At 44.1% G+C, this 16,865-nt stretch carries 10 protein-coding genes; 9 read left to right on the top strand and 1 reads right to left on the bottom strand.

Annotated features, from left to right (window positions below):
- The first annotated feature begins 4 nt into the window (after positions 1-4).
- On the top strand, positions 5-1,480 hold the full coding sequence (gene proS / locus E0F88_RS05950; RefSeq protein WP_131957297.1) for a proline--tRNA ligase: 1,476 nt from the start codon (positions 5-7) through the stop codon (positions 1,478-1,480).
- Between the two features lie 68 nt (positions 1,481-1,548).
- Entirely contained in the window at positions 1,549-1,980 is a 432-nt protein-coding gene (locus tag E0F88_RS05945; protein WP_131957296.1) for an FKBP-type peptidyl-prolyl cis-trans isomerase, read from the top strand.
- 60 nt (positions 1,981-2,040) lie between these two features.
- Here the strand turns inward: E0F88_RS05945 and E0F88_RS05940 are convergent, their stop codons facing one another.
- Complete coding sequence (locus E0F88_RS05940) at positions 2,041-2,676, bottom strand: AlbA family DNA-binding domain-containing protein (RefSeq protein WP_131957295.1); 636 nt, start codon at positions 2,674-2,676, stop codon at positions 2,041-2,043.
- 214 nt (positions 2,677-2,890) lie between these two features.
- Between E0F88_RS05940 and E0F88_RS05935 the strand changes: the two genes are divergently transcribed.
- The 7 genes from E0F88_RS05935 (at position 2,891) to E0F88_RS05905 (ending at position 16,845) form a co-directional block, all read left to right on the top strand.
- Entirely contained in the window at positions 2,891-4,153 is a 1,263-nt protein-coding gene (locus tag E0F88_RS05935; protein ID WP_131957294.1) for an MFS transporter, read from the top strand.
- A gap of 83 nt (positions 4,154-4,236) precedes the next feature.
- Positions 4,237-5,739, top strand: coding sequence for an L-fucose/L-arabinose isomerase family protein (locus tag E0F88_RS05930; protein WP_131957293.1), 1,503 nt, complete (start codon positions 4,237-4,239; stop codon positions 5,737-5,739).
- A gap of 90 nt (positions 5,740-5,829) precedes the next feature.
- Positions 5,830-8,964 carry a SusC/RagA family TonB-linked outer membrane protein gene (locus E0F88_RS05925; RefSeq protein ID WP_131957292.1) on the top strand — a complete coding sequence of 1,045 codons (3,135 nt, stop codon included), beginning with the start codon at positions 5,830-5,832 and terminating at the stop codon, positions 8,962-8,964.
- A 19-nt stretch (positions 8,965-8,983) separates the two neighbouring features.
- On the top strand, positions 8,984-10,633 hold the full coding sequence (locus E0F88_RS05920; protein ID WP_131957291.1) for a RagB/SusD family nutrient uptake outer membrane protein: 1,650 nt from the start codon (positions 8,984-8,986) through the stop codon (positions 10,631-10,633).
- A gap of 21 nt (positions 10,634-10,654) precedes the next feature.
- The gene (locus E0F88_RS05915; protein ID WP_131957290.1) at positions 10,655-13,678 is read left to right on the top strand and encodes a SusC/RagA family TonB-linked outer membrane protein; all 3,024 of its coding nucleotides are present in this window, start codon (positions 10,655-10,657) and stop codon (positions 13,676-13,678) included.
- Between the two features lie 24 nt (positions 13,679-13,702).
- Positions 13,703-15,325: a RagB/SusD family nutrient uptake outer membrane protein gene (locus E0F88_RS05910; protein WP_131957289.1), complete on the top strand. Its 1,623-nt coding sequence runs from the start codon at positions 13,703-13,705 to the stop codon at positions 15,323-15,325.
- 14 nt (positions 15,326-15,339) lie between these two features.
- The gene (locus E0F88_RS05905) at positions 15,340-16,845 is read left to right on the top strand and encodes a glycoside hydrolase 5 family protein (RefSeq protein ID WP_131957288.1); all 1,506 of its coding nucleotides are present in this window, start codon (positions 15,340-15,342) and stop codon (positions 16,843-16,845) included.
- Positions 16,846-16,865 lie beyond the last annotated feature (20 nt).

Genomic DNA, 16,865 nt, shown 5'->3' with positions numbered 1-16,865 from the left:
ACGAATGAGTAAAGCCCTGCCAACCCGAAGTGAAAACTACTCCGAATGGTACAATGAATTAGTGAAAAGAGCCGATTTGGCTGAGAATTCCGCAGTAAGAGGCTGTATGGTGATCAAACCTTACGGATATTCAATCTGGGAAAAAATGCAGCGTGCATTGGATGATATGTTTAAGGAAACAGGCCATCAAAATGCTTACTTCCCGCTATTTATACCAAAATCATATCTGAGTAAAGAAGCCTCACATGTGGAAGGCTTTGCTAAAGAGTGTGCGGTTGTTACCCACTACCGGCTTAAAAATGATCCCAACGGAAAAGGGGTAATTGTTGACCCGGATGCAAAGCTGGAAGAAGAACTGATCGTGCGGCCAACCTCAGAAACGGTTATCTGGAGTACATATAAAAACTGGATTCAGTCCTATCGTGATTTGCCCCTGCTGATTAATCAGTGGGCAAACGTTGTGCGCTGGGAAATGAGAACCCGCCTTTTTCTAAGAACCGCCGAGTTTTTATGGCAGGAAGGTCACACAGCACACTCCACTTCGACAGAGGCAATCGCGGAGACCGAGCAGATGCTGGACATATATGCTACATTCGCAGAAGAATGGATGGCACTTCCTGTTTTGAAAGGAATCAAAACACCAAACGAAAGGTTTGCCGGAGCAGTGGAAACTTATTGCATAGAAGCACTTATGCAGGACGGAAAAGCTCTGCAAACAGGAACATCACATTTTCTTGGCCAGAATTTCGCAACTGCATTTGATGTAAAATTCCAGGATAAAGACGGTAAACTTGAATACGTTTGGGGCACATCCTGGGGCGTAAGCACACGTCTGATGGGTGCTTTGATCATGGCGCACTCTGACGACAGCGGCCTGGTACTGCCTCCCAAACTGGCTCCGATCCAGGTGGTGATTGTACCCATCTATAAAAATGAAGAACAGCTTGCTGCAATCACAGAGAAAGCCGAAGAGATCAAAAAGCAATTAAAGAAAATGGGCATCAGTGTCAAGTATGACAACAACGATGCGTACAAACCAGGCTACAAATTTGCCGAATACGAATTAAAAGGCGTTCCGGTACGCCTGGCGATGGGTGCACGCGATCTTGAAAACGGTACTGTCGAAGTTGCCCGTAGAGATACAAAAACAAAGGAGACTGTGTCTCTGGAAGGAATTGCGGCTTTTATCGGCGATTTGCTGGATAATATTCAGGAATCTATTTACAATAAAGCACTTGCTTTCCGCGAGGAAAATACGTTCCGTGTTGATTCATTTGACGAGTTCAATCAGGTACTGGACACCAAGGGAGGTTTCATTCTTGCACATTGGGACGGTACACCGGAAACCGAAGAAAAGATCAAGGAAGAAACAAAGGCGACCATCAGGTGCATTCCGTTGAACGCACAGCAGGAATCTGGTGTTTGCATTTACTCCGGAAAACCATCTTCACAAAGAGTTGTGTTTGCCCGGGCCTATTAAGCTTTTGCCGGTATGTTATTATAAGTACTACCGGATTATTTTTTAAACCAAATAACGATTATACTGAAATGAAGCAAGCACAAGCAGGAGATAATGTAAAAGTTCATTATAAAGGGACTCTTCCTGACGGACAACTTTTTGACTCTTCAGAAGGGCGCGAACCATTGGCATTCCAATTGGGAAGCGGACAAGTGATTAAAGGATTTGATGACGGCGTGACCGGCATGGAAATCGGTGATAAAAAAACGATTCATATTCCAAATGAAGAGGCATACGGACCTGTTAATGAAGATATGATCATTAATTTTGACCGCGCACAGATTCCTTCTGACATACCTTTGGAAATCGGAAGCACGCTCAATATGCATCAGGATGGAAACGGACAGGTGATTCCTGTTGTGATTAAAGAGGTATCTGAACAATTTGTGTTGCTCGATGCTAACCATCCGCTTGCCGGACAAGATTTGATTTTTGAACTAGAACTGGTAGGAATCAATTAAGACTAATATTTAAGTAAATCGGTTTGTCAGGAGGTCTTCCCGATGCCTGACAGACCGCTTTTATTTTGTCCATTTTAAACTGAAAGCTTCCGGTTTGCTTTTGTTTAACTTTAACAGAATCTGTTTTACCGCCAGATCATTAAGCATTCTTTCAGCTCTTTTCTCAGAAATATTGATGATCCGTGAAAACGCTTTTGCGGTGACCGAATCTGTCGCCTTTAAATAGCTGATCAGTGATTTCACATGCCTTGAAGCAAGCAGTTTCTCAGTGTCTGCATCCGGTTCCCCCTGAATTAAAAGTTTCGGAATCGGAACACTTTTATCTTTCATCCTTACATAAATGATCCGCTCATTTTTTTCATTGACGGCATAATGCGGCTTATCGGCACTTTCGTCTACTTCAATTCGTATCACTTTCTTCCCATCAAGCAACTCCGTGTAAAAACGAAGCAAAACAGGTGTTTCAATCAACTGTCCGGCCGCCCGTTCCAGTTTCTGCAGTTCGGTAAGTTCAGAAGTGACACCCAGTAATTCCCCCGAGTTACCCACCCCAACGAGTAATATCCCTCCGGAAGTGTTAGCAAAAGATGAAATGGTTTTAGCAATTTTAAAGGGACTATCTATGGTTCTTTTAAATTCAATTGCCAACCCCTCACCCGACTTTATAATTTCAATTGTACTCTTTCTTTCTGACATCTAAATTTCATTAATCAATACTAAATTAGGAAGAATGCTGAAAGTAAGCAATCCGGGCGGCAGGGATCTTAAAAGTAAAATCACAGTCTGTCCTGCTTTTGAGAACAGCAAATCACGTTTTAATATTAAATTATTATAAAATATTACAAACTATTTGCTTTTTGTATTTTATGCCTTTATTTTTGAATCAAATATAGTTAGTGCGTTAAGTTATATGAAATCAAACTCTATCCGTTGGCTTGTCGTATTTATGGTATTTATCGCAACAGGTCTTAGTTTTTTGGACCGTCAGGTTTTATCGATAGCGATCATCAAAATACAAAAAGAATTTGCTTTTACGGATGTAGAATATGGCTGGGTGAATACCAGTTTTCTACTTAGTTATGCGTTCATGTTCACCCTTGGAGGCTGGCTTATCGATCGTGTCGGAGCTAAAAAAGGACTGGCGGTAGCTGTCGGTGTGTGGTCTGTTGCGAATGCATTTCATGGGCTGATGACGAGTCTTCCGCAGCTACTTGTATTTCGTTTTTTTCTGGGATTGGGAGAAGGTGCCTGCTTTCCCGGGGCTGCAAAAACGGTTTATGACTGGTTTGATAAAAAGGAAAGAGCATTTGCAAACGGCATCGCAATTGGCGGCTCGGCGATCGGCGCAGTGATTGCTCCACCGCTGACGATCTGGATTTCCCAATACTATGGATGGCGTGCCGGATTTGTCATCCCAGGCATTATCGGGATCGTTTGGGTAGCGCTTTGGCTTTTGATATCCTGGAAAAAAGATAATCTTAACACAATGGCTAGCAAAGAGATAGAACCTAAGACTACAATTTCTCTGACTTCTATTCTCCGTATCAAACAAACCTGGGTTTTCATACTAATAAGGTTTTTACTGGACCCGGTGATGTATTTTATGATGTTTTGGATCCCCAAATATTTGAGTGAAGTAAGAGGTGTGTCTTATGAACGAATCGGAGGTTTATTCTGGATTCCCTTTCTGGCGCTGGGTGTTTCAAATATTCTGGGAGGAGTGCTTTCCGACAAACTCGTGAAATGGAAATTTAGCATTAACAGGGCGAGGAAATCTGCGATGGGTTTTGCAGCACTTTTGACCTTGGCCGTTCCACTGACGGCTTATGTGTCATCGGTTGAAGTGGCAGTCGGACTGATGGCTTTGTACATGTTTGCACATGGTTGCTGGATCACCAATTACATCACCTCAATTTCTGATATTTTCGGTAGCACAGCAACCTCAACCGTGGTAGGATTATCCGGCACAGCAGGAGCTATATCCAGTTTACTATTGAATCCTATGATCGGAAAAATCATCCAACAATACTCTTATAAACCATTATGGGTCGCATCGGGACTGCTCTACCCTATTGCTTTTATAGCTTTTGTCCTTTTGATTCCCAAGATCACACCTCTGTTTAGTTTAAACACAGGTGTGATTCAAGATAATATAGTTACAGAAGAAGCCTGAATCCATTTTTTATATAAATAAAAAATTCTTTTTTTGCATAAAATTCTTAGTGCGTTAAGTACATTTACAGAAACATAAAAGATATGATAAACAACTCTCCAAGTGAAAATGGCCTGATGAGCGCTGACATCGTTGAAAAGCGAAAGCAAACCAGACCCAGAATAGGTGTGTTTGGTGTAGGATACTACAAATACTGGAGTCAGTTTGAAGGCTTACTGGAAGACATGCTTCAAAAACAGGCTGTATTTATAGAAAAGATCCAAACTGGTTCTTATGCCGAAGTTATTGATTTTGGCTTGATTGATGATGTTCATAAGGCGTATGATCTCGTACCAAAACTCAACGCAGCAAATCTGGATCTGATTTTTTGTGACATGGTAACCTATGCGACATCAAATACATTTGGTGTCGTAATCAGAAACATTAACGTGCCAATTGTGCTGGTCGCGCTGCAGCCGGATAAAGCCATGGATTATTCACGGGCTTCCACCTACATGCAGCTTTACAATGATGATATTTGCTCTCTCCCCGAGTTTGCGGGTGTAGCGGCCCGTATGGGCAAAAAAGTTCCGGACATGATCATCGGGACACTTTATGACGATCCGCAGGCAGACGCCGAAATAGAAGAATACTGCCGGATTGCTGCTGTCTTACACGATTTAAAGAGTGCCAGGATCGGCCACATAGGTCATCCGATCGAAGCCATGCTGGACATGCATTCTGATTCCACGATGCTCACTGCGCATTTCGGTGCTCACATTGTACAATGCGAAGCGCATGAAATTGTAACGCAATATCAAAATTCAACAGCAGATGAAATAGATCCTGTAAAAGAACGCATCCTGGAATTTTTTGATACGCCAGATCCGGTATCCGACCCGATCTCAGAAAAGCTCAGAGACTCAGATCTTGAAATAGCTGCGCGGGTTACCGTAGCGCTGGAAAAGTTTATAGAAGAGAAAAAACTCGACGGTTTAGCCTACTATTACGAGGGCCCTGAAAACAGCGAAACCCGTACGGTGATGTCTAATCTGATTGTAGGAAATTCTTTACTGACAGGTGCAGGATTCCCTATGTGCGGAGAATCAGATTTGAAAACCTGCTTTGCCATGCTGATTATGGAACGTTTAGGGATTGGCGGTAGCTTTGCCGAATTCCATCCGGTTGATTTTAAGGAAGGTTTTGTACTGGTTGGTCACGACGGGCCACATAACGTTGCAATTGCGGATGGGAAACCTGTTTTACGAAGTCTGACCAAGTACCATGGAAAGCCAGGTTTTGGTGCAGGAGTCGAGTTTAAAATTAAGGAAGGGCCAATTACGATGCTGAGTATCAACTCAACTTACGATGGAAAGTTTAAATTTGTAATAGCTGAGGGTCAGTCTGTTGAAGGACCTATCCCACCAACAGGAAACACCAATACACGAGGATTTTTCAAACCAGACGTAAGAACTTTTCTGCAACGATGGATGAAAGAAGGACCCACGCATCATTTTGCTTTGGGAATCGGTCATCACGCGAAGGCGATTGCCAAAATTGCCGGTTACTTGAATCTGGAGGCTGTTATAGTAGATCTGAGAGAATAAGTTAAGAAAAACAAGGGTGTCATTCTCGCGTGATGACACCCTTGTAATCTGCCTCACGCGACCGGATTAACCCTAAAAATTTCCAAACCGATGAAATACGTTTTACACCAAAAGCTACCGCCATGGTTTATGTGCGCGATGCTAACTTTATTTCTATGTACCGGAAAGCTTCTGGCCCAGAATGGATCTAAAATTTCCGTTTCAGGAAAAATTCTGGCTGAAAATGATAACAGCCCCCTTGTAGGCGCCACAATTACAGAAAAGGGCACAACCAATGGCACATCTTCGGATGCAGATGGGAAATTTAAAATAACCATTTCACAGGGTGCTGTGATTGTAGTAAGTTTTATCGGCTATAGTCCGCAGGAGGTTAACACGGCCAATCGCACGACGGTTGATGTAATACTGAAAGCGGATCTTCAGCAATTACAGGACGTGGTTGTGGTAGGTTACGGAACCCAGAAAAAGTCGACACTGACCGGCTCCGTTGTGTCGATGAAGACAGATGAAATTATCAAGGCTCCTACCAGTAATGCCACCAACAGTTTGACAGGTCGTTTGCCCGGAGTATTTGTGGTCCAAAGAAGCGGAAAACCAGGTGACAACCAGGCTGATATTTTTATACGTGGCCGCGCAACAACCGGAGAAAGTGCGCCGCTGATTATCGTTGACGGAGCCGAAAGACCTTCATTTGGTGATATCGATCCCAACGAAATAGAGACGATTTCAGTTTTAAAAGATGCTTCAGCAACAGCACTTTTCGGGATCAAAGGAGGTAACGGGGTTATTCTGATCACGACCAAAGTTGGTAAGGAAGGCAAGCCGCGTATCAGTTATACAGGCAATGTCGCAATACAGACCTACACCAATTTACCTAAAACGTTAAATGCCTTCACGGCTGCAAGCCTGCTAAACGAAGCCAATGCAAACGTTGGCAAAGCGGCTGCTTTTACGGAAGCGGAACTTCAAAAATTCCAGGACCATTCCGACCCATACAAATATCCTGACTTCAACTGGTTTGACTACCTGACAAGAAAATACTATCCTCAGACACAGCACAATATCAACGTTTCGGGCGGAACTAAAATAGCTAAATACTTTGTATCCGTTGGTTACCTGTTTGAAGACGGGATCCTGAAAAAATTTGATAATCCTTACGGCTACTCAACTACGCCCAAATATGACCGGTACAACTTCCGGTCCAATGTTGACCTCAACCTGAGCAAAGACCTGACTGTTTCCGTTAAACTGGGCGGGCGCCTGGAAGAGCGTTATGCTCCCGCGGGTGATCCATTTTATGCCAATGCGGAGTTTGAATATCTGCTATCGCGGGTAAATGGTATTCCGGCATACGCCTATGTGCCCTTTTTACCGGATGGTCGTTTTATGGAAAACCCGAATGCCGGCGTAAACCTGACGAATCCGTTAGGCTGGATTTCCCGCAGAGGTTATTATATTCAGCAAAACAATTCCATTGAAAGTACGCTTGCTTTGGATTACAAGCTCGAAAAACTTGTAAAGGGACTATCATTTCGAACTCAGTATGCCTACGACGCTTATTTTATCGCCAACAGAAGACAGCAGGGCACTTTTACTTCTTACTACATCAACAAACAAACGGATGAAATCGTAAAAGGAAACAGTTCGTTCAGTGATGCAGATACGCCGCTTGGGGTGGTTACGGCCACTTACGATGGCACGGTAAGTTATAATCTCCAAAGCAGTTTGAATTATAACAGGACTTTTGGTCAGCATTCAGTAACTGGTTTGGCTCTATTCCAACGTCAGGCAAGACGCGTTGTAGGTGCTCAGCCAGCATATGCATCACAAGGACTTGTAGCGAGAGTCGCTTACAGTTTCAAGGACCGGTATTTTGCTGAATTCAACGGAGCTTATAACGGATCTGAAAATTTTGCATCAGGAAGGCGTTACGGTTTTTTTCCGGCAGTGTCAGCGGGATGGACAATCAGCAATGAAGATTTTTTGAAAGGCGCTTCATTTGTTAGCTTTCTTAAAATACGCGGATCTTATGGCAAGATTGGTTTTGATAAAATCGGAGGTAACCGTTTTTTATATCTGGACGAATACGCAAGAACTTCCACTGTTTACGGCGGCGGATCTAACCTCGGTTTAACTGCAAAACCAAATACTGCTGTTCAGTTTGGTTTGCCGACGTCAATGAGTACCTACCCTGCTTTAATACATTCCCGGATCGGAAACCCGCTGATTACCTGGGAAACATCCACCAAAAGAAACATCGGATTTGAAAGTAGTTTTTTCAACGATATGTTCTCTGTAAACTTCGATTTGTTTGACGAAAAGCGGACGGACATCCTGCTTAATCGCCAGTCCGGACTAACCACGTATGGCGAAGCTTATCCAAGTGTGAATTTTGGTGAAGTATACAATCATGGCTTTGAAATAGAACTGAAGCATCAGCGCAGGATTGGAAATCTGGGTTATGGTTTTAATGCACAGCTAAGTTTTGCAAGAAACGAAATAAAAAATCTGGATGAACCGATAGGCCGTCCTGATTATCAGAAATCTGCCGGCTATCCTATCGGACAGACAAGAGGTTACAAAACAGATGGGTTTTATCAGTCTCAGGCTGATATCAATTCATATATCCCAAACCTGTTGGGGAAACCAATTCCAGGCGATTTAAAATTTAAGGATATCAACAATGACGGCGTGATTTCAACGGACGATATCACACCGATCGGTTACTCGAACGTGCCGGAATATTCTTACAGCATTGAGCCTAATATCAGTTTTAAGGGATTGTCGTTATCGGTAATGCTTCAGGGTGTGACGCATGTGAGCTCCACGATTCAGTTTGACCAGCGTAACCTGAGCAGCAACCAAATGTATGAAAACATGCTTGGCAGGTGGACCCCGGAGAATGCGGCAAACGCAACCTGGCCATCGCTTCAGCCAGCTGTGGGCGGAAATTTTATGAGTTATTCTACCAACGATTTTCTGCTAACAGATGGAACTTACCTCAAAATCAGAAATGCGCAGCTCGCCTATCAGATTCCCTCACCGATCGTCAAAAAAATCGGCGTAAAAGGCTTGCGCGTTTTCGTTTCGGGACAAAATCTGTACACCTGGACGAAAGTATTGTACGTAGATCCCGAGAACTTTCAACGCCGTGCACCGCAGGGAGCTTACAACGTCTACCCAACCTCGCGTATCTACAACCTAGGTGTAAACATTGATTTCTAATAATTAAATGGAAACAATTATGAAAAAATATAAAAGGATCATGCTTGCCGGCCTGCTGCTGTTTCTCGCCGGCTGCGATGACAAATTTTTAAATGTAGCGCCCGATGTTGCATTGGATGAAGCAAAAGTTTTTGCAGATCCGGTGATGGCAGCCCAGTTTGCAGATAATGCATATAGCTTTATCACAGATGACTATCTACGTTTTAACGATTCATTCGGAACAGCGCAGGCCTCAGATGAAGCCGTCGGAATAGATGTTACAAACAATATGATCTACACGCTGAGCAAAGGCTTATATCATGATCATTCGGCTATTATTAACATTGCGGCTAACGACATCTCGGTGATCTACGACCGGAATTACTCCGGGATTCGTGTGGTAAATAAAATGCTTTCAAAAATCGATGAGGTAAAATGGAAAGCTGACCAAAACCCACAGCGTATCAAAGGAGAAATGTATTATCTGCGGGCATTTATGTATTTCGATTTGATAAAAAGATTCGGAAGTGTAGTACTTATCGACCGGGCATATTCTCCGGAAGAGGATATCGACAAGCCCCGAAACAGCTATGAAGAATGTGTTAGCTTTATATTGAAGGATATTGATCAGGCAGTTGCGTTGCTCCCGGAAGAGCACGACGTAGCGAATTATGGCAGACCGACAATCGGGGCAGCCAGGGCGCTGAAAAGCAGAACTTTACTTTATGCTGCCAGTCCGCTTCATAATCCAACTTCTGATTTAGCTAAATGGAAAGCCGCAGCCGATGCGGCAAAAGCTGTGATGGACATGAACAAATATGTTCTTCATCCAAAGTATGAAGAAATCATTACGCCAACCGGCAACGGTACCATCGAAGAATACATTCTTATCAAAATCAAGGGTCCGAGAAGTTTTAACTGGGCAATTCAATCTGTAATGTCACCCGGATCGGGAGGGCGGATCGGGACCTTCAATCCTACGCAGAATCATGTCGATCTGTATGAAATGAAAAACGGATTTCCTATCACTGATTCTAAGTCAGGCTATGATCCGGCGAATCCATACCAAAACCGCGACCCGAGATTTTACGCAAACATTCTTTACAATGACGCGCCATGGCAGGACCGCAAATTACAGATGTGGGACGGAGGCGCCGATTATAGTTCGACAAGTTCTGCTTACACGGCGACGCGCTATTATGCAAGAAAACTCTGGCCTGAGGTATACAAAACACCCGGTACGCAAACAGCCCTGGTTAATTTCATCTTTTACCGTTACGGAGAAATTTTACTCAACTACGCCGAGGCACAGAATGAATCAGCAGGCCCGGACGCAACGGTTTACAGCGCGATCAATCAGTTAAGAAAAAGAGCCGGAATGCCCGACCTGCCCACAGGACTGACAAAAGAGCAGATGCGTGCAAGAATATGGAATGAGCGTGCCGTAGAGCTGGCTTTTGAGGACCACCGGTGGTATGACATCATGCGGTGGAAACGAGGAAAAGAGTTGGTGGCGTCCACCATGTATGGAATGAATGTCGTACGCAATGCAAACGGCACTTTTACCTATTCCAAAGTAGCGCTTGCCGGGTCTTTCCAGAGAGTTTATGAGGACCACATGCATTTGTACCCGATTCCACGCAATGAGGTTCAGAAAAGTAAGTTTATCGAGCAGAATCCTGGCTGGTAATTCCAAAATTAAACCCTAAGAATGATGAAATTTCACCATATATTTTCCAGGCTTTTAGTGCTGATTCCCATGCTTTTCGTAGAGGCAATGGCTCAGGACCCGGCTCCGGTCAGCTTTACAGGCACCGTCACCGGTATAGACAATATTCCCGTAGCGGGAATGAACGTAACAGTTCAGGAACGCAGTAAGGAAACGGTTACAGACAGTGAAGGCAAATTTTCAATTACGGCTGTAAAAGGAGATGTGCTGATTTTCAGCAAAGATGACTACCTGACTTATTATCATACCATTGTAAACGAAAAAGGTGCGTTAAAAATCCTGGTTTCCAAAACGCTGCCTTATGCAGGAATGGACGATGACGTTTACATCCCTTTTGATATTCGTAAAAAACGCGAAATAAACGGAGCAGTTTCTTCGCTTAAATCATCTGTACTTCCTCAGATACCTTCGAGCTCGCTGACTAATTTATTTGCAGGCCAGCTTCCTGGTCTTAACGTTTGGCAAACCGGTACACTTCCTGGAAGAGATGAAACTACTATTGTGATCCGGAACCGTGCATCCTTCGCTGGTGCAAATGTTCCACTTGTTTTGGTGGATGGTGTAGTTCGCGACTTTTCCGATATGGATCTTAGTGAAATAGAAGGAATAAGTGTGCTGAAAGATGCGGCCTCACTCGCCTGGTACGGAAACCGCGCAGCAAACGGAGTGCTTTTGATTACCACCAAACGTGGCAGCGCGGACAAAACATTGTTTACCTACGATACGCAGATGGGAACGCAGCAGCCCACTGTTCTGGCTAAACCTTTGGATTCCTTTACCTTCGGTTCTTTATATAACCGCGCCTTACAGACAGACGGCTTTGCTCCTCTTTACTCCCAGGAAACGCTTGACGGTTATAAAAGTCGAACTGACCCATACAAGTATCCCAATAATAACTTCGTTGAGGAGTTTTTCAAAAACAATGCGCTCGTTCAGCGCCATGTGCTGACAGCGTCCGGTGGTTCAAAAGCGGTACGTTACTTTACAAATTTGAGCTATTTTAATCAGGGAGGCCTTTATAATCATACCGATCATCCACTGTTTAATACCAATGCAGGCTACCGCCGCTACAACCTTCGGACCAATCTGGATATACAGGTTACTCCGCTGCTGACCGTGCAGCTGGATATGGGCGGAAGAATTGAAGACCGCCGCGAACCGGGCAGTACAAGCGCTACTTTTTTAAGCACTGTTTTTGATACACCTCCCAATGCCTTTCCTTTACTAAATGAAGATGGTTCTTACGGAGGTAGCAACCTCTACCGAAGCAATCCGCTGGCGCAGCTTCAGGGGCAAGGCAATCGAAGCGAAGTAACAAGGGTATTGCAGGGAACGATCAATGCCAATCACAAGCTAGATTTCTGGCTTAACGGTTTAACGGCCAATCTGTTTTATACCTTTGATATTCAAGGCCGTTACCTTAGCGGTCGTAGTCAGGAATATGAGGTATATGAGCGGGGAACAACCGGGGCTTTAACCAGGTTTGGGACGCAAACTCCGCTTGGTTATCTGGCATCCACTTTTGCTGATAACGTTCGTACAAATGAGCTTTGGACCGGGCTTGATTATGATCAAAACTTTGGCAAACATCATTTTCGGATAACCGCGCGATATCAGCAGGCCGTCACATTCAATCCAACCAGACTTGAAGACAAGAGACAGGGTTTTTCAGGAAGAGTTTCGTATAGTTTCAATAACAGGTACTATGCCGATCTTGTTGCCAGTTATACAGGTGCAGACAATTATATGCCAGGAAAACAATTTGGCTTTTTCCCGGCGATTGCTGCCGGCTGGGTGATTTCGGAAGAGCTTTTTCTTAAAAATACTTCCTTTCTTGATTATCTGAAGATACGGGCTTCTTACGGCAAAGCAGGAAATAACTCAACCGGTGAGACTAATAAATTTCCATACGCTTACCTTTTTAACCCTGCCAACGGAAGTTATGCTTTCGGAACAAGTTATTCGGCACAGGCTGGTGCGTCGGAAAACACACTGCCCAATCCCGATATGACCTGGGAAACGGCGGTTAAAACAGATGTGGGATTTGACGCTCAGCTGGTGAAAAACCGACTTTCCATTTCTGCCAATTATTTTAATGAGTATCGGAAGGACATTCTGACCAATCCCATCTACCCATCGATTATCGGCCTGGCCACTTACCGGATCAACGATGGCGAGACCCGGCTGAACGGGTTTGAAGGAGCAATTGATTTTACCCAAAAGTTTGGTGCTTTTACAATAATGCTCGGCGGTAATTTCACTTATGCCAAAAATAAAATTCTGCGTATCAATGAATCAGCAGGACTGGCTGATTATCAGCAGCAGGCAGGATATAATATCGGCAGCGTAACAGGTTTTGGTAAACTGATGCTGATCTCAGAAGGTATTTTTCAATCGCAGGAGGAAATAAATAACAGTCCCGTTCAGCGCTTTGCAGGAAAATTACAGCCGGGTGATATCAAGTACAAAGATGTCAACTCAGACGGTGTTGTTGACAATTACGACCGCGTGATGACCGAATACAACGATACGCCAGACACTTTTTATGGCTTCAAAATTGGTGCAAGCTACAAGTCAGTCGACTTCTCGCTGCTTGCACAGGGAGTTGCAGGGCGTACTGTACAGTTAAGAACACTTGTGATGGCGGGTTCTAATAACAATGGCTATATCAATCAGTTTAGTCCGGAGGCCTGGACGGCATCAAACCCTTCAGCGCCCTATCCGCGGCTTGGCATCTCAGACCGCGGTAATAATACAGCTGATTCAGATTTCTGGCTTCGTTCAGGTAATTATCTGAGATTAAAATCTGTGGAATTGGGCTACACATTACCTTCTTCTTTACTAGAAAAAATCAGAATCAGAAGATTGCGTGTGTATGTAAACGGCTTTAACCTGCTGAATTTCAATAAAACCGGAATTAATATGGATCCGGAGATGCCTTTTGCCGGCTACAACTCCTACCCTTATGTGCGCACACTGACGGCAGGCCTCAATTTAAAATTCTGAACAGGACATTTAATTTTCAGGAACATGAAAACTTTAACTAAAATATTTCTTTCGGTTTTGCTGATCACAGCTGTATCGTGTCAGGAATCTAAATTTCTTGAATTCGATTACTACGACGGCCCGGTAACCGAAGATCAGTACTGGAACCTGAATAGTGCAGCAAGAGGACAGCTAAACCGTGGCTATACATTTTTGCAGGAAGGCTATAACCGTTACGGAGGTGCAATGCTTGCAGCCGGCTCGGACGAAGCAGTAAATTCGAATTTGAACTCAGCCGTAAACATTTTTAACAACGGCACCTGGAGTTCACTCAGGACGATCGATGACAACTATGCGATCAATTACAATGGCATCCGGCAGGTAAACGTTTTTCTTGAAAACAGCCACAGAGCCAATATTACGCCGCTGAATGAAGTGCCAAGACTTCGTGGCGAAGCTTTTTTCCTGAGAGCATTTTTTCATTTTGAACTTTTGAAAAGATACGGCGGAGTCATTATCGCCGACCGAGTTTTCATGACGGATCAGGACCTGGATCTTCCTAGAAACAGCTTTCAGGAAACCTTAAATCAAATCATAAAAGACTGTGATTCAGCAGCAGTAAAATTGCCATTATCACCTGCACAATATGGTACAGGAGACCGTGGAAGGGCTACCAAAGCCGCCGCGCTTGCATTAAAATCACGTGCGTTGCTTTACGCAGCGAGTCCGTTGAATAACACTGCAAATGATGCAACACTCTGGCAAAAGGCAGCTGCGGCATCAAAAGAGTTGATTGACACCAAAGCGCACAGTCTTCTGGCAAGTTTTGCCAATGTATTCAATTTCAGCAATGCTGCCTATAACAGCGAGGTGATCTTTGCAACGGTAGCTAATGCCAGAAATGACATTGAAATCAACAATGCACCCATCAGCTACAACGGAGCATCCGGTCTCACCAACCCAACGCAGGAACTGGTAGATGCTTTTGAGATGAAAAACGGTCTTCCGATCAGTGATCCGGCGTCCGGTTATTCAGCCAGTGCTCCCTACAAAGACCGCGATCCAAGGTTTGCATTGTCGGTGATTTATGACGGTTCTGTTTTTAAAAGTGTTGCCGTAAACACAGGAGTTGGTGGAAAGGACGGTATTGGACAAAGTGTGAATGCGACTAAAACAGGTTATTACATGCGAAAATTTTTAAGTGATGCTGCAAGCTGGAACCAAACCACCAACGCCACAGTACGCCGGCCCTGGGTTTTGTTCCGCTATGCAGAAACACTTTTGAACTACGCCGAGGCACAAAACGAAGCTGTCGGGCCGGATGCAAGTGTTCATGATGCGATTAACCAAATTCGAAAAAGAGCTGGTATGCCAAATCTTCCGGCAGGATTGACCAAAGATCAGATGCGTCTTCGAATCAGAAATGAAAGGCGTGTAGAGCTTGCTTTTGAGGAACACCGGTTTTTTGATATCAGAAGATGGAAAACTGGTGAAGCGGATTTGGGCAAAGCCGTAACGGGAATGCGAATTACCAATACCACCGGCACACCGGTGTATGAGCGGTTTACTGTCGAAACACGCATTTTCAACGAAAGGGTGTACCGATACCCTATTCCGCAGTCGGAGATTAACAATACGACCAAACTACAGCAAAATCCGGGGTATTGAGAAACATGTTTTTTATGAAAGTCAGAATCTTTGTTTTGCTTACAATGGTTACCTCGTTTGTCGTTGCCACCTCTTTCCGCAGCAGCCATCTGACCGTTGCGGAAAGAGTACCGTACACGGAGCTTTTGGTAAAAAATGATTCGGTTTTAATCGAAGATTTTCTTGGTGTGAATGGCGTTTACCACGGGTTTGCTTTTATGGATGATCCAAATGTAAAAGTCATGAGCGATCAGGACCGGAAAACAGAATTTGAAAGAGTAAAAAACATGGAGCTGAAAATCGCCAGAACCTGGTACAGGCCGGACTGGGCTTGCGGAACTAACCTCTACAATGACTTTAACTGGGAATCGAAAAGAATGAAAGCATTTTATCTCTGGCTGGATAAAATGAAAGAATTGAAAGTCGATGTGGCTTTGCAGGCTGGCTGGTGGTTTACCAAAGATACCTACCACAATACTGATGGCAAACAGGAAGCCGCTCCGGATACAGTTAAAGATCCTTTGAGATATGCCCGATGGGTTCGCGAATCACTGCACGAGCTGATTAAAGTCCGGGGTTACGACAATATTAAATATCTGGTACTTTTTACCGAACCGCTAAATTACCGTTCCGGCATAATTCCAAAAGGTTTTACCGAACCGGATTATTACGATAAGGTTTGCACTGAAATTCACAATGAATTGAAAAGGACTGGTCTACGCTCAAATGTAAAACTGGTCGGCCCCAACAGTGGCAGTACCGACACAGCGGCCTACGTGGGATGGAGTGTAAATAAAATGAATGATGTGATAGACATTTACAGCTGGCACAGCTACAACGGAAAACAGTTTAATACCAATCCTCCCCTGGAATACGACGGTTGGAAACAGATTGCACTGGCAGGCAGGGAGAAAATCAGAAAAACGGGTAAACCTTACTGGATCGACGAATACGGTGCCAACAAACCGGATGAAACAATTCGCTTCAAAGCGGATTACGGAAACTACCTGGCACAATGCGTCGCTGCATTTATCAACAGCGGGGCTCAGTCGTCGCTTTTATGGATACTTTTTGATCAAAAATATGCTGCCTCCAGAACCACAAATAAGGATAGTTTTTACAACGGTGTGCACCGCTGGGGACTTACCCGATCTCCACAGGACAGTATAGACAATCCCGGAGCGCCTTATCCTTCCTGGTATGCATTCAGTTTAATGAGTAAATACCTGGGTGGAAGGACAGACAGCAAGGCTTTTAAAACTTCTCAGGCAGACAGTCTTTATGTGGTGGCGACGCAGCCGTCGGAAAATAACATTTCGGTGATGGTTGTGAATGCCGCCCATACGGCAAAAAAATTCAGAGTGAAATTTGCACGCCAACCATCCGGTGGATTAGACAGATATCTCTATAATCCTGCCAAGATCAGTAAACCGGGGAAAAACGAAATGCTGGTTTCTGACAAACAAATAAAAAAAAGTGATACAGGTTTTTTCGATGATATCCCACCAAGGGGAGTCGCAATTTACACAACACTGAAATAGCAGTTAAGCCGCATCAAGAC

This window comes from Dyadobacter psychrotolerans, from assembly GCF_004349265.1.
GTDB lineage: Bacteria > Bacteroidota > Bacteroidia > Cytophagales > Spirosomataceae > Dyadobacter > Dyadobacter psychrotolerans.
The sequence above is the reverse complement of the archived record's forward strand: the minus strand, read 5'-3'. Positions and strand labels throughout refer to the sequence as shown.

Excerpts from the sequence above, each read along its gene's own strand:
- proS (WP_131957297.1), top strand. The coding sequence starts at position 5 with ATGAGTAAAGCCCTGCCAACCCGAAGTGAAAACTACTCCGAATGGTAC.
- E0F88_RS05945 (WP_131957296.1), top strand. The coding sequence starts at position 1,549 with ATGAAGCAAGCACAAGCAGGAGATAATGTAAAAGTTCATTATAAAGGG.
- E0F88_RS05940 (WP_131957295.1), bottom strand. The coding sequence starts at position 2,676 with ATGTCAGAAAGAAAGAGTACAATTGAAATTATAAAGTCGGGTGAGGGG.
- E0F88_RS05935 (WP_131957294.1), top strand. The coding sequence starts at position 2,891 with ATGAAATCAAACTCTATCCGTTGGCTTGTCGTATTTATGGTATTTATC.
- E0F88_RS05930 (WP_131957293.1), top strand. The coding sequence starts at position 4,237 with ATGATAAACAACTCTCCAAGTGAAAATGGCCTGATGAGCGCTGACATC.
- E0F88_RS05925 (WP_131957292.1), top strand. The coding sequence starts at position 5,830 with ATGAAATACGTTTTACACCAAAAGCTACCGCCATGGTTTATGTGCGCG.
- E0F88_RS05920 (WP_131957291.1), top strand. The coding sequence starts at position 8,984 with ATGAAAAAATATAAAAGGATCATGCTTGCCGGCCTGCTGCTGTTTCTC.
- E0F88_RS05915 (WP_131957290.1), top strand. The coding sequence starts at position 10,655 with ATGATGAAATTTCACCATATATTTTCCAGGCTTTTAGTGCTGATTCCC.
- E0F88_RS05910 (WP_131957289.1), top strand. The coding sequence starts at position 13,703 with ATGAAAACTTTAACTAAAATATTTCTTTCGGTTTTGCTGATCACAGCT.
- E0F88_RS05905 (WP_131957288.1), top strand. The coding sequence starts at position 15,340 with ATGAAAGTCAGAATCTTTGTTTTGCTTACAATGGTTACCTCGTTTGTC.